The sequence below is a fragment of the Curtobacterium luteum genome, assembly GCF_014646995.1.
Lineage (GTDB): Bacteria > Actinomycetota > Actinomycetes > Actinomycetales > Microbacteriaceae > Curtobacterium > Curtobacterium luteum.
Genome location: NZ_BMOI01000009.1, coordinates 115,514 through 127,973 on the forward strand (window position 1 = coordinate 115,514; position 12,460 = coordinate 127,973).

12 protein-coding genes are annotated in these 12,460 nt (G+C 70.6%); 6 read left to right on the top strand and 6 right to left on the bottom strand.

Annotated features, from left to right (window positions below):
• Window positions 1-103 precede the first annotated feature (103 nt).
• The 6 genes from ptsP (at window position 104) to IEY20_RS11435 (ending at window position 6,877) form a co-directional block, all read left to right on the top strand.
• Window positions 104-1,759: a phosphoenolpyruvate--protein phosphotransferase gene (gene ptsP, locus IEY20_RS11410; protein WP_175329410.1), complete on the top strand. Its 1,656-nt coding sequence runs from the start codon at window positions 104-106 to the stop codon at window positions 1,757-1,759.
• A gap of 74 nt (window positions 1,760-1,833) precedes the next feature.
• The gene (locus tag IEY20_RS11415; protein WP_031274423.1) at window positions 1,834-3,387 is read left to right on the top strand and encodes a PTS mannitol transporter subunit IIBC; all 1,554 of its coding nucleotides are present in this window, start codon (window positions 1,834-1,836) and stop codon (window positions 3,385-3,387) included.
• A gap of 103 nt (window positions 3,388-3,490) precedes the next feature.
• Window positions 3,491-3,928 (top strand): PTS mannitol transporter subunit IIA, encoded by a 438-nt coding sequence (locus IEY20_RS11420; protein ID WP_031274425.1) that lies wholly within the window; start codon window positions 3,491-3,493, stop codon window positions 3,926-3,928.
• The gene (locus tag IEY20_RS11425; protein ID WP_175329409.1) at window positions 3,925-5,082 is read left to right on the top strand and encodes a mannitol-1-phosphate 5-dehydrogenase; all 1,158 of its coding nucleotides are present in this window, start codon (window positions 3,925-3,927) and stop codon (window positions 5,080-5,082) included. The genes IEY20_RS11420 and IEY20_RS11425 overlap by 4 nt, the downstream gene beginning before the upstream one ends.
• Window positions 5,083-5,225: 143 nt before the next feature.
• Window positions 5,226-6,170 carry a quinone oxidoreductase family protein gene (locus IEY20_RS11430; protein ID WP_175329408.1) on the top strand — a complete coding sequence of 315 codons (945 nt, stop codon included), beginning with the start codon at window positions 5,226-5,228 and terminating at the stop codon, window positions 6,168-6,170.
• A gap of 110 nt (window positions 6,171-6,280) precedes the next feature.
• A complete protein-coding gene (locus IEY20_RS11435) occupies window positions 6,281-6,877 on the top strand; it encodes a DUF805 domain-containing protein (RefSeq protein WP_022904968.1) in 597 nt (198 codons plus the stop codon).
• A gap of 69 nt (window positions 6,878-6,946) precedes the next feature.
• On the opposite strand, the gene IEY20_RS11440 is transcribed toward IEY20_RS11435, so the two are convergent.
• The 6 genes from IEY20_RS11440 to IEY20_RS11465 form a co-directional block, all read right to left on the bottom strand.
• Window positions 6,947-7,588, bottom strand: coding sequence for a TNT domain-containing protein (locus IEY20_RS11440; protein ID WP_175329407.1), 642 nt, complete (start codon window positions 7,586-7,588; stop codon window positions 6,947-6,949).
• Window positions 7,589-7,612: 24 nt separating this feature from the next.
• Window positions 7,613-8,386 carry a succinate dehydrogenase iron-sulfur subunit gene (locus IEY20_RS11445; protein ID WP_175329406.1) on the bottom strand — a complete coding sequence of 258 codons (774 nt, stop codon included), beginning with the start codon at window positions 8,384-8,386 and terminating at the stop codon, window positions 7,613-7,615.
• On the bottom strand, window positions 8,386-10,194 hold the full coding sequence (gene sdhA, locus IEY20_RS11450; RefSeq protein ID WP_022904971.1) for a succinate dehydrogenase flavoprotein subunit: 1,809 nt from the start codon (window positions 10,192-10,194) through the stop codon (window positions 8,386-8,388). Before sdhA ends, IEY20_RS11445 begins: the two co-directional genes overlap by 1 nt.
• Before the next feature lie 41 nt (window positions 10,195-10,235).
• On the bottom strand, window positions 10,236-10,682 hold the full coding sequence (gene sdhD / locus IEY20_RS11455; protein ID WP_022904972.1) for a succinate dehydrogenase, hydrophobic membrane anchor protein: 447 nt from the start codon (window positions 10,680-10,682) through the stop codon (window positions 10,236-10,238).
• A gap of 14 nt (window positions 10,683-10,696) precedes the next feature.
• Window positions 10,697-11,146: a succinate dehydrogenase, cytochrome b556 subunit gene (sdhC, locus tag IEY20_RS11460; protein ID WP_022904973.1), complete on the bottom strand. Its 450-nt coding sequence runs from the start codon at window positions 11,144-11,146 to the stop codon at window positions 10,697-10,699.
• A 75-nt stretch (window positions 11,147-11,221) separates the two neighbouring features.
• Entirely contained in the window at window positions 11,222-12,460 is a 1,239-nt protein-coding gene (locus IEY20_RS11465; RefSeq protein WP_042726888.1) for a glycosyltransferase family 4 protein, read from the bottom strand.

The window sequence follows — 12,460 nt, forward strand, 5'->3', positions numbered from 1 at the left end:
GTGTGCTCCCAGTCGCGACGACTGCACGACTGCACGACTGCACGACCACCACTGCACCACCGCACCGCACCGCCCCACCGCGCGTGAGATGAAGGAGTCTCGAATGTCCGAACTGCTCGGCACCGGCGTCGGCCGTGGCGTCGCCCACGGCCCGGTCCTCCGCATGGCGGACCCGCTCGGCGCACCGTCGCAGGACGCGCTGACCGGTTCGGCGGACGACGCGAAGCAGTCCGTGGCCGCGGCGCTCGCCGCGGTCGCGGAGGACCTCAACAAGCGTGGGCAGCTCGCCGGCGGCGACGCCCAGGCCGTGCTCGAGGCCCAGGCGCTCATGGCGCAGGGCCCGACGCTCCTCGACGACGTGCACGCGCGCATCGACGGCGGCACCAACGCCGAGCGCGCGGTGTTCGAGGCGTTCGGCCAGTTCCGCGACCTCCTCGTCCAGATGGGCGGGTACATGGGGGAGCGCGCGGCCGACCTCGACGACGTCGCCCAGCGCATCATCGCCAAGCTCCGTGGCGTCTCCGCCCCGGGCGTCCCGGAGTCCGACACCCCGTTCGTGCTCGTCGCGCGTGACCTCGCGCCGGCCGACACGGCGCTCCTCGACCTCGACAAGGTGCTCGCGCTCGTCACCCGAGACGGCGGACCGACCTCGCACACCGCGATCCTCGCCCGGGCGAAGGGCATCACCGCCATCGTCGGCGTGACCGGGGCGGACGACCTCGCCGACGGCACCGAGGTCGTCGTCGACGCGGCCGCCGGCACCGTCGTCACCGACCCGTCCGCGGAGCTCGTCGCCGAGGTCGAGCAGCGCATCGCCGACCGCCTCGCCGCCGCCGAGGCCCCGCTCACCGCCGGGGCCCTCGCCGACGGGCACACCGTGCCCCTGCTCGCGAACCTCGGCAGCCCCGCCGACGCCGCGGGCGCCGTCGCTCTCGGTGCGGAGGGCGTGGGGCTCTTCCGCACCGAGTTCCTCTTCCTCGACTCGCCGAAGGCCCCGACCGTGGCCGAGCAGCAGGAGTCCTACAAGCGCCTGCTCGAGGCGTTCCCGGGGAAGAAGGTCGTCGTCCGCGCGCTCGACGCCGGTGCCGACAAGCCCCTGCCGTTCCTCACCGACAAGGACGAGGAGAACCCGGCGCTCGGCCGCCGCGGGCTCCGCGCGCTGCGGAACCACGAGGAGGTCCTGCGCGACCAGCTCACCGCGCTCGCGCAGGCCGACGCAGAGACCGAGGCCGACCTCTGGGTGATGGCTCCGATGGTCGCCGACGCCGAGGAGACCGAGTACTTCGTGGCCCTCGCCCGCGAGCTCGGCATCCGCACCGCGGGCGTTATGGCCGAGGTCCCGTCGCTCGCGCTCATGGCCGAGCAGGTCTTCACCTCCGCCGACTTCGTGTCGATCGGCACGAACGACCTGACCCAGTACACGATGGCCGCCGACCGCATGCTCGGCACCGTCGCGTCCTACCAGGACCCGTGGCACCCCGCCGTCCTCCGCCTCGTCGCCCAGCTCGGCTCCGCCGGCGCGGACGCGGGCAAGGCCGTCGGCATCTGCGGCGAGGCCGCAGCGGACCCGCTCCTCGCCGTCGTGCTCGTCGGCCTGGGCGCCACCACCCTGTCCATGACCCCCGCGGCCCTCGCCGACGTGCGTGCCGAACTCGGCAAGCACACGCTCGAGCAGGCCCGCGAGATGGCGAAGGCGGCACTCGCCGCGAGCACGGCGGCGGCCGCGAAGTCCGCCGCGGCCGCAGCGCACGCCGTCTAGCCGCAGCACCACCGCAGCACAGCAGCACCCTCACCCCTCCACCACTGCAGCACCCATCACAGAAAGCCAGGCACATGACAACGTCGTCCGTTGCAGCGCCCGACGCTCCCGCGAAGTCGCGGGGCGGCGCACGCGTCGCCGTGCAGAAGTTCGGCACCTTCCTCTCCGGCATGGTCATGCCCAACATCGCGATCTTCATCGCGTGGGGCATCATCACGGCGTTCTTCATCGAGACCGGCTGGACCCCCGTGGGGATCCTCGGCGGGTTCGGTGAGACGAACGGCGTCGCCAACCCCGGCGTCGTCGGCCCGATCCTCACGTACCTCATCCCGCTCGCGATCGCGATCCAGGGCGGCCGCATGGTCTACGAGACCCGCGGCGCCGTGGTCGGCTCGATCTTCGCGATGGGTGTCATCCTCGGCGCGAACGGCACCGTGATGATCCTCGGCGCGATGATCTGCGGCCCGCTCGGCGCGTACATCATCAAGCAGGTCGACAAGATCTGGGACGGCAAGATCCGCCCGGGCTTCGAGATGCTCGTGAACAACTACGCCGCGGGCATCCTCGGGTTCGTCCTGGCGATGGTCGGGTTCTTCTGGCTCGCGCCGATCTTCAAGGCGATCGCGAACGGCCTCGGCGCCGCGGTGGAGTTCCTCATCAACCACTCGCTGCTCCCGCTCGCCAGCGTGATCATCGAGCCCGCGAAGGTGTTCTTCCTCAACAACGCCATCAACCACGGCGTGCTCGACCAGCTCGGCGCCGCCCAGGTGAAGGAGTCCGGCAAGAGCATCCTGTTCCTGCTCGAGGCGAACCCCGGCCCCGGCCTCGGCATCCTGCTCGCCTTCACCTTCTTCGGTGTCGGCATCGCCCGCTCGACCGCGCCCGGCGCGATCATCATCCAGTTCCTCGGTGGCATCCACGAGATCTACTTCCCGTACGTGCTGCAGAAGCCGGTCCTCTTCATCGCCGTCATCCTCGGTGGTGCCACCGGTGTCGCGACGAACGTGGCGTTCCACTCGGGCCTCGTCGCCCCGGCCTCCCCGGGTTCGATCTTCGCGGTGATCGGTTCGACGGCGAAGGACAGCTTCGTCGGCGTCATCCTCTCCGTGGTGCTCTCCGCCGCCGTCTCCTTCGCGGTCGCGTCGTTCTTCCTGCTCGCGACCCGCAAGCGTGACCTCGCGGGCGGTGGCGACATGAGCGCCGCCATGGCGAAGCTCCAGGCCAACAAGGGCCGCGACGTCAACGCCGCGACCGCGGGCCTGTTCGGCAACAACGCCCCGGCGAACGACGAGGAGGCCGAGGCCTCGCTCGGCGGCGTCGGCTCCGCGTCGACCGCGACGGCGACCCGCGTCGAGAACGTGGTCTTCGCCTGCGACGCCGGCATGGGCTCGAGCGCGATGGGCGCCAGCGTCCTCCGCAACAAGGTAAAGAAGGCGGGCATCGAGGGCGTCACGGTCGTCAACAAGGCGATCGCGAACCTCGACGGCACCGAGGACCTCATCATCACGCAGGAGGAGCTCACCGACCGCGCCCGTCAGAAGAACCCGAACGCACAGCACGTGTCGGTCGGCAACTTCATGAACGCGCCGCAGTACGACCAGGTCGTCGAGCAGCTCAAGCAGCAGTAGCGACGCACCGACCAGTAACCGAGTGCAGTATCGGAGGGGACGGGCCGCGGCTCGTCCCCTCCACACGTCCACGACGCCACGTCACGAAGCAAGGAGAACCCCGATGCCCGTCCTGCAGGAGAGCCAGATTCGGATCCACACCGAGGACACCGCCCCGACGAAGTCCGAGGCGATGAAGGAGGCTGCCGAGATCCTCGAGGCTGCGGGCGCGGTCACCGCGGACTACTACCCGGCGATGCTCGAGCGTGAGAAGAGCGTCTCGACGTACATGGGCAACTTCCTCGCCATCCCGCACGGCACCAACGACGCGAAGGACGCCATCAAGTCCTCCGCGCTGTCGTTCATCCGCTACGCCACCCCGATCGACTGGGACGGCAACCCCGTGCGCTTCGTCGTCGGCATCGCCGGCGTCAACAACGAGCACCTCGACATCCTCTCGAAGATCGCGATCGTGTTCTCCGACGAGGACGAGGTCCAGAAGCTGACGGACGCGCCCGACACCGCGGCGATCCTCGCGATCCTCGGTGAGGTCAACGAGTGAGCGACCGCACCGCCGTCCACTTCGGTGCCGGCAACATCGGCCGCGGCTTCGTCGGGCTGCTGCTCCACGAGGCCGGCTACGAGGTGGTCTTCGCCGACGTCGCCGCGCCGCTCATCGACGCCCTCGCCGCCGCCGACTCGTACACCGTCCACGAGGTCGGTGCCGATGCGAAGGACCACGAGGTCACCGGCTTCCGTGCCCTCAACAGCGCGCAGGACGAACAGGGCGTCATCGCCGAGATCGCCGCCGCCGACGTGGTCACCTGCGCCGTCGGACCGAACGTCCTCAAGTTCATCGCCCCGGTGATCGCCGCGGGTCTGCAGCAGCGTGACGCCGGCGCGGCCCCGCTCGCCGTCATGGCCTGCGAGAACGCGATCAACGCGACCGACCGGCTCCGCGAGTTCATCGTCGAGGCGCTGCCCGCCGAGTCCCGCGACCAGGCACTCGCGAAGGCCGTGTTCGCCAACACGGCCGTCGACCGCATCGTGCCGGCCCAGCCGGACGGCGCCGGCCTCGACGTCACCGTCGAGACGTACTACGAGTGGGCCATCGACCGCACGCCGTTCAACGGGTCCGAGCCGGAGATCCCCGGCGCCCACTACGTCGACGGCCTCGCCGCCTCGATCGAGCGGAAGCTCTTCACGGTCAACACCGGCCACGCCACGGTCGCGTACCACGGGTACATCGCCGGCGCGGACAAGATCGCCGACGCCATCGCGATCCCTGCGGTCCGTTCCGAGCTCGAGGCCGTGCTCGCCGAGACCAGCGACCTGCTCGTCCGCCGGCACGAGCTCGACCCCGAGGTGCACCGCGCCTACGTCGAGGCGATCATCGCCCGGTTCGAGAACCCGCACCTGCCGGACACCGTCACCCGGGTCGGCCGACAGCCGCTCCGCAAGCTCTCCCGCGACGAGCGGTTCGTGTCCCCGGCGGCCGCGCTGGCCGAGGACGGCACCGAGCCGACCGCGCTGCTCGACGCGATGGGCGCCGCGCTCCGCTTCGACGTCGCGGACGACGAGCAGAGTGTGCAGCTGCAGCAGCTCCTCCGGTCCGACAAGGCCGACGGCGCTGTCGCGACCGAGATCACCGGGCTCGACGAGCAGCACCCGCTGCACGCCGCGTTCGCCGACCGGGTGCGCGCAGCGCGCGCCTGACGACGCTCGCGTCTGTCCGACTGGAGGCCCGTCACCAGCTGGTGACGGGCCTCCAGCCCGTCCCGGGGTCGCAATGCGCCGCGGTGTCGTCGAACCTGGCGCACCCCGTGAAGCCCCGGGACGCGACGCGTAGCGTCGCACCCATGACGAAGCACTGGGTGGCACCGCGGTTCGGCGGCAGCGAGGTCCTCGAGTACACCGACACCGACGTGCCCGCACCGGGCCCCGGCGAGGTCACCATCGCCGTCCGCGCCGCGGGCATGAACCCCGCCGACACGAAGCACACCCGGCAGGGCGACGCGGCCGACCTGCCGATCGCGATCGGGTACGAGGTCGCCGGCGTCATCAGCGCGATCGGGTCCGACACCGAGATCGCCTCGGGCGGGGGAGCGGTCGGGGACGAGGTCCTCGCCTTCCGTGTCGAGGGCGGCTGGTCCGAAGCGCTGACGGTGCCCGCCCGGGACGTGTTCGCGAAGCCCGCGTCGCTCGGGTTCCCCGAGGCCGCGAACCTCCTGCTCGCAGGCACCACCGCGGCCGACATGCTCCGCGTCACGCGCGCCTCGGGGAACGACACCGTTCTCGTGCACGGGGCCGCCGGGGCCGTCGGCGTCAGCCTGCTCCAGCAACTCCGGCTCCTCGGAGCACGGGTCATCGGGACTGCGTCCGAGCGCAACGCCGACGTCGTCGCCGACTTCGGCGGTGAGTGGATCGCGTACGGCGACGGGCTCGAGGACCGTGTCCGGGCGCTCGTCGAGGACGGAACGGGCGACGGCGTCGACGTGGCGCTCGACTGCGTCGGTACCGACGAGGCGGTCGACGTGTCCCTCGCCCTCGTGTCGGACCGGTCCCGCATCGTGACGATCGCCGCGTTCGGTCGCGCCGAGGCCGACGGCATCGGAGCGATCGGCGGAGCCCAGCCGGAGAGCAAGGCGTTCCGGGACTCCGTCCGGCAGCGGTTGATCGACCTCGCGGGCGACGGGGACCTCGTCGTCCCGGTCGCTCGGACCTTCCCGCTGTCCGAGGCGAAGGCCGCCGCCGAGCTGCTCGAATCGCAGCACCCGGGGGGCAAACTCGCGCTCGTCCCCTGATCGGGGGACCTTGAGGGCGGGCGAAGCTGTGGGTTTCCTGGTTGGATCGGGTTCGTTGACGTCGTCAGCATCACGGACCGAATCGATCAGAGCCAGCAGGGGGACCCCCGATGAGTGACCAGTACCCGCCGCAGAACCCGTACGGCCAGGAGCCCGCGCAGAACCCGTACGGCCAGCAGTCCGGGCAGAACCCGTACGGCCAGCAGCCGCAGTACGGTCAGCCGGCGCCGACCGGCCCGAACGGCGAGCCGCCGCTCTGGGCACCGTGGTACGGCATCTCGTTCCCAAACGCGATCAAGCGCTTCTTCAAGAAGTACGTGCGGTTCGACGGGCGCGCGAGCCGCAGTGAGTTCTGGTGGTGGTACCTGGCGAACGTCATCGTCACGGGAGTGCTCTACGCGATCTACGGGATCGGGGCGGGCACCTCGCAGTACCAGACGGTGTCGACGACGTACGGGTCGACCTCCACGATGACCTCGCCGTCCGCGCTGTTCGTCATCGGCGGGATCCTGCTCCTCCTCTGGGGGCTCGCAACGATCATCCCGAACCTCGCGCTGGCGTGGCGACGGCTGCACGACGCGAACTTCGCGGGTCCGTTCATCTTCCTCGGGCTCATCCCCGTGGTCGGCGGACTCATCCTGCTCGTCCTCTACCTGCTCCCCTCGAAGCCCGAGGGTGCGCGCTTCGACCAGCCCCAGCGCGGCTGACCGACCCTCTGGACGCAGAACGGCTCTCCCCGATCGGGGAGGGCCGTTCTGCGTGCTGGCGCTGCTCGCTCAGACCACCCGCACCCGAGCGAGCGAGCCGTCGACGACGAGGTCGCGGATCGTGACCGACGGGTCGGCGATCTCGAAGCGGAGGGCGCCGCCCGGCTGCTCGAACCACGGCTGGACGAACCGGACCGTCACCAGGAACGGCCGCTCCACCACGTAGCGGTGCGTCTCCGGCGCTGCCGTGACGTGCGGCGGGAGCGACCGCTGGGGGAGCGGGGTGTCGAGCGGGTGCACGAGGTAGCCGTCCGGGCCACCGACGCGGTCGACCGGGACCCCGGCGGGGACCTGGATCGTCAGACCCCGTTCTCCGGCCTGTGCCACCTGCTGCGCGAGCTGCGGGTACGTCGAGGCCGCACGGTCACGGAGCCCGTCGAACTCGTGCCGGGGGATGTCCCGCGGCGCCGGGAACGGCCGGTTGAGGAACCGGCGGAGCATCTCGACCGCGTCGTCCTCACCGTTCGCGGTGGCGAGCCGGCGGGCCGTGCCGTAGTCGACGACCTCGAGCGCGTACTCGGAGGCCCCGACCTGTGCGAGGCGGAGCGCCCCCTCGACCGGCGGCTCCTGCAGGGTCTCCCCGGGGAGTTGCACGTACCGGACGGTGTAGCCGAGCTGGTCGAGGATGGGGCGGGTCTCCGCGAACGTCATGGGCGCGAGCCTACCGGGTGCGACCTATGCCTTCCCCCGCATGATCGCCTGCTTGACCTCCGAGATCGCCTTCGTGACCTGGATGCCGCGCGGGCAGGCGTCGGTGCAGTTGAAGGTCGTGCGGCAGCGCCAGACGCCTTCCTTGTCGTTGAGGATGTCGAGGCGGACGTCGGCTGCGTCGTCGCGCGAGTCGAAGATGAAACGGTGCGCGTTCACGATCGCGGCGGGGCCGAAGTACTGCCCGTCCGTCCAGAAGACCGGGCACGACGAGGTGCACGCGGCGCAGAGGATGCACTTCGTGGTGTCGTCGAAGCGGGCACGGTCGGCGACGGACTGGACGCGCTCCTTGCCCTTCTCGGGCGCGGAGGACGCCTGCAGGAACGGCTGCACCTCGCGGAAGGACGCGAAGAAGGGCTCCATGTCGACGACGAGGTCCTTCTCGAGCGGCAGGCCCTTGATCGCCTCGACGTAGATCGGCTTCGACACGTCGAGGTCCTTGATGAGGGTCTTGCACGCGAGGCGGTTGCGGCCGTTGATGCGCATCGCGTCCGACCCGCAGACGCCGTGGGCGCAGGAGCGCCGGAACGTCAGGGAACCGTCCTGCTCCCACTTGATCTGGTGCAGCGCGTCGAGGATGCGGTCGGTCGGCAGCATCATCACGTCGAAGTCCTGCCAGCGCGGCTCGTCGTCGACGTCCGGGTCGAACCGGCGGACGATGAGCGTGACGGGGAAGGATCCGGGAGGGGCGTTCTGCACGGTCTGGGTGCGGGGGGCGTCGGAGACCAGGGTGTCGGTCATCAGTACTTCCTCTCCATCGGCTCGTAGCGCGTCACCACGACGGGCTTCCAGTCGAGCGTGATGTGGTCGTCGGCGAGTGACGAGTGCGGGTCGCCCGTCAGGTACGCCATGGTGTGCTGCATGTAGTTCTCGTCGTCGCGCTTCGGGTAGTCGTCGCGCATGTGGCCGCCGCGGCTCTCCTTGCGATTGCGGGCGGAGTAGACGACGACCTCCGCCAGGTCGAGCAGGAAGCCGAGCTCGACGGCCTCGAGCAGGTCGGTGTTGAAACGCTTGCCCTTGTCCTGGACGGAGACCTGCAGGAACCGGTTCCGCAGCTCGTGGATGGTCTCGGTCACCTTGGCGAGCGACTCGTCGGTCCGGAACACCTGCGCGTTGCGGTCCATCTCCTCCTGGAGCTCCTTGCGGAGGGCGGCGACGCGCTCGGTTCCGGTGGATGCCCGGAGCTGGTCGAGCATGTCCTTCACGCCCTGCTCGGGGTGCTCGGGTAGCGGGAGGAACTCGGCGGTCTGCACGTACTCCGCGGCGTTGTTGCCGGAGCGCTTGCCGAAGACGTTGATGTCGAGCAGCGAGTTCGTGCCGAGGCGGTTCGAGCCGTGCACGGACACGCAGGCGCACTCGCCGGCGGCGTAGAGCCCGGGGACGACCGTGGTGTTGTCGTAGAGGACCTCGGCCTTGACGTTGGTCGGGATGCCACCCATCGCGTAGTGGGCGGTCGGCATCACCGGCACCGGCTCGACGACCGGGTCGACCCCGAGGTAGGTCCGCGCGAACTCGGTGATGTCGGGCAGCTTGGTCTCGAGGACCTCGGCGCCGAGGTGCGTGCAGTCGAGCAGCACGTAGTCCTTGTTCGGGCCGGCGCCGCGGCCCTCGGCGACCTCTTGCACCATGCACCGGGCGACGATGTCGCGGGGTGCGAGGTCCTTGATGGTCGGCGCGTACCGCTCCATGAAGCGCTCGCCGGACGCGTTGCGGAGGATCGCACCTTCGCCGCGGGCACCCTCGGTCAGGAGGATGCCGAGGCCCGCGAGCCCGGTCGGGTGGAACTGGAAGAACTCCATGTCCTCGAGCGGCAGGCCCGTGCGCCAGACGATGCCGACGCCGTCACCGGTGAGGGTGTGCGCGTTCGAGGTGGTCTTGAACATCTTGCCGAACCCGCCGGTCGCGAAGATCATCGCCTTCGCGTGGAAGACGTGGAGTTCGCCGGTCGCGAGCTCGAACGCGACGACGCCGGCCGGCTGCTTCCGGGTGACGCCGTCGTCGCCGGTGACGTCGACCATGATGAGGTCGAGCGCGTAGAACTCGTTGAAGAAGTTCACCCCGAGCTTCACGCAGTTCTGGAACAGCGTCTGCAGGATCATGTGGCCGGTGCGGTCCGCGGCGTAGCAGGCCCGGCGCACCGGGGACTTGCCGTGGTCGCGGGTGTGGCCGCCGAAGCGTCGCTGGTCGATCTTGCCCTCGGGCGTGCGGTTGAACGGCAGGCCCATGTTCTCGAGGTCGATGACGGCGTCGATCGCTTCCTTCGCGAGGATCTCCGCGGCGTCCTGGTCGACGAGGTAGTCGCCGCCCTTGATCGTGTCGAACGTGTGCCACTCCCACGAGTCCTCTTCGACGTTCGCGAGGGCCGCCGCCATGCCGCCCTGCGCCGCACCCGTGTGGGAACGGGTCGGGTAGAGCTTCGAGATGACGGCCGTCTTCGCCTTCGGTCCGGCCTCGATGGCGGCCCGCATGCCGGCGCCGCCCGCGCCGATGATGACGATGTCGAACTGGTGGTGGTGGACCGTGATGTCGGTCTGGGTGTTCAGGGGCACGGAGGTCTTTCGGTCAGGGGGTAGGCGGGCAGGGCGCGTCGTCAGCGGGCCGGGCAGAACGACGGCAGGTCCGCGGCGGCGGCGCCGGCGGGGCACGGGTCGAACGTCCAGCAGACGAGCAGGCCGAGGACGACGAGCGCGACGCACGCGACGAGGATCGCGACGAGGAGCGTCTTCCGGATGCCCGGCTTGGACACGTAGTCGTTCACGATCGTCCGCATGCCGTTCGAGCCGTGGACCAGGGCGAGGACGAGCATCAGCGAGTCCCACACCTGCCAGAACGGGTTCGCCCACTTGCCGGCGACGAAGGCGAAGTCGATCTGCTTCACGCCCTCGCCGGCCACCATGTTCACGAATAGGTGGCCGAAGATCAGCACGACGAGCAGGACGCCCGACGCGCGCATGTAGATCCAGCCCCACTTCTCCCAGTTGGTCGTGCGGCGGGCCGCGCCGGCACTGCGGGGCGGTTCGATGGTCTGCGTGGTCATCTGTGCGCTCCTGGTCAGTGGAAGTCGGCGACGAGGTTCATCAGCTGGCGCGGCAGGAAGCCCGCGATCGCGACCGCCCAGAGGACGATGACGACCCAGAACATCGCGCGCTGGTACTTCGGGCCCTTCGACCAGAAGTCCACGAGGATGATCCGCAGCCCGTTGAACGCGTGGAACACGATCGCCATGACGAGCGCGATCTCACCGAGGTTCATGATCGGGGTCTTGTAGGTGCCGATCACCGCGTTGTAGGCCTCGGGCGAGAGCCGCACGAGCGCCGTGTCGAGGATGTGCACCAGCAGGAAGAAGTAGATCGCGACACCGGTGATGCGGTGCAGGACCCAGGACCACATGCCGGTCGAGCCCCGGTACAGGGTGCCCTGCGGCGTCCGAGAGGCGCGCGGCGCCTCGATCGTCACGCGGGGTTCGGCGGTCGCCGTCCCCCCTGCGGTCTGCTCGGCCATGAGCGAGTCCTCCCATAGGACGGGCTCGCCGATCGGCGAGCCCTTGCCGTTCGTGTTCTGTGGAACACGTCCATCCTATGCGCGTGCGCTGACACTCTCGTGCCAACGTGCCCGGACCGCCCGCGCCGCGGCGGGCGGCGCGCCGATCGTGCGGGCCGTGTCGTGGTGCTCGAGCAGCTGGTCCCCGACGGCCTCCCACGTGGTGCCCTCGACCCGGAGCCGGCCGGCGGACCCCATCCGGGCCGCGAGCGCCCGGTCGTGGTGCAGCCGCAGGACGGCCTGTCGCAGCGCCTGCGGCGCGTCCGGGTCGTACAGGTCGCCGTCGAGCCCCGGGGCCACCAGGTCGACCGGGCCGCCCGAGGCTGGCGCGACCACCGGCAGGCCGCTCGCGTGCGCCTCCTGCAGCGTCTGCCCGAAGGTCTCGGCCGGACCCGTGTGCACGAACACGTCGAGGGCCGCGTACGCGTCCGCGAGCGCGTCGCCGCGCAGCGGTCCGGTGAAGTGCACGTCGAGGTGCCGGAGCCGTCGTTCGAGCAGCGGCCTGGAGGGACCGCCTCCCGCGACCACGACCCGGATGCCCGGGAGGCCGCCGAGCTCGGCGAGCCGCTCGACCTCCTTCTCCGGTGCGAGGCGGCCCACGTAGCCCACGATGGTCTCGCCGTTCGGCGCGAGCCGGCGGCGGAGCGCACGGACGTGCGTCGCGTCGCGGCGACCGGGGTGGAACAGCGTCGTGTCGACGCCGCGCCCCCACCGCGCGACGCGCGGCACGCCGTCCTCGGCGAGCATCGCCGCGGTGGCGCTCGACGGGGCGAGCGTCAGGGACGCGCCCTCGTGGATCCGACCGAGGATCTTCCGCACCAGCGGGACCGTCGCGGTCAGGCCGTTGCGGCGGGCGAACCCGGCCACGTCGGTCTGGAAGACGGCGACGGAGGGGATGCCGAGCCTCCCGGCCGCGGTGATGGCGCGTCCACCCAACAGGAACGGACTCGCGGCGTGGAGCACGTCGGCGCCGGAGGCGGCGAGGATCGTGTCGAGCACCGGGTGGGGGAGCGCGACCGGGAACTGCCGGTACGCGACCGCGGGCACGCGGTGCACGTCGTAGCCGTTGAAGCGCTCGACGTGGTCCTTCGGCCGGAGCTGGGCGATCCCCGGGGTGTCCGGGGCGATCACGACCGCGCGGTGGCCGCGGAGCCGCAGGTGGTCGAGCACCGCGATGACGCTCGTGGTCACGCCGTTGAGGGTGGGCAGGAAGCTCTCGGTCACGACGGCGACGGTCCGCTGGGACGTGCCGCGCTCCACGCTGCGTGCGCTCAT

Bases quoted from the DNA above. Each gene is read 5' to 3' on its own strand.
- ptsP (WP_175329410.1), top strand. From the start codon at position 104: ATGTCCGAACTGCTCGGCACCGGCGTCGGCCGTGGCGTCGCCCACGGC.
- IEY20_RS11415 (WP_031274423.1), top strand. From the start codon at position 1,834: ATGACAACGTCGTCCGTTGCAGCGCCCGACGCTCCCGCGAAGTCGCGG.
- IEY20_RS11420 (WP_031274425.1), top strand. From the start codon at position 3,491: ATGCCCGTCCTGCAGGAGAGCCAGATTCGGATCCACACCGAGGACACC.
- IEY20_RS11430 (WP_175329408.1), top strand. From the start codon at position 5,226: ATGACGAAGCACTGGGTGGCACCGCGGTTCGGCGGCAGCGAGGTCCTC.
- IEY20_RS11435 (WP_022904968.1), top strand. From the start codon at position 6,281: ATGAGTGACCAGTACCCGCCGCAGAACCCGTACGGCCAGGAGCCCGCG.
- IEY20_RS11440 (WP_175329407.1), bottom strand. From the start codon at position 7,588: ATGACGTTCGCGGAGACCCGCCCCATCCTCGACCAGCTCGGCTACACC.
- IEY20_RS11445 (WP_175329406.1), bottom strand. From the start codon at position 8,386: ATGACCGACACCCTGGTCTCCGACGCCCCCCGCACCCAGACCGTGCAG.
- sdhD (WP_022904972.1), bottom strand. From the start codon at position 10,682: ATGACCACGCAGACCATCGAACCGCCCCGCAGTGCCGGCGCGGCCCGC.
- sdhC (WP_022904973.1), bottom strand. From the start codon at position 11,146: ATGGCCGAGCAGACCGCAGGGGGGACGGCGACCGCCGAACCCCGCGTG.
- IEY20_RS11465 (WP_042726888.1), bottom strand. From the start codon at position 12,460: ATGAGCGCACGCAGCGTGGAGCGCGGCACGTCCCAGCGGACCGTCGCC.